This window comes from Pseudoalteromonas sp. SG43-3, from assembly GCF_014164385.1.
Classification (GTDB): domain Bacteria; phylum Pseudomonadota; class Gammaproteobacteria; order Enterobacterales; family Alteromonadaceae; genus Pseudoalteromonas; species Pseudoalteromonas distincta.
In genome coordinates, this window is the sequence record NZ_JACJFC010000084.1 from 1 (window position 1) to 399 (window position 399).

Sequence of the window (399 nt, forward strand, 5' to 3'; positions counted from 1 at the left end):
TGGTATTTGCTTAATGGTCGTTATGTCGGTTTTGGATATCGTAAAACCAGTAAGGGAGCAAACATGCAACGTATGGCTAATTGCCGTCGTTGAAACGATTAACGGTCAATGTCTGCTTTTCGCTCATAGCAGTCTGCCTGATGAAGTCTAAACTTATTCACTTAAACTGTGAGATCTGATATGAGCTAGTACAGCTGATATGCTATTTACGACAAAGTCGCTCGGTAATTAGAGCGACATAATCCCTTGGTAATCACACTAGTACATCATCATGTTTTTAAATTAAAGCTGTTATTTACCTAACAAACATCCAAATACCGGCAGCTATCATAAATAAGTTTTCTGTTAGAGAGATAAACCCTAGTGGTACGTTACTGTCACCGCCTACACACGCACATT

General features: G+C 39.1%; 1 pseudogene. It reads right to left on the minus strand.

Annotated features, from left to right (window positions below):
- Nucleotides 1–295: 295 nt before the first annotated feature.
- Nucleotides 296–399, minus strand: a pseudogene (locus H5157_RS21010) (glutaredoxin family protein); the annotation flags it as partial.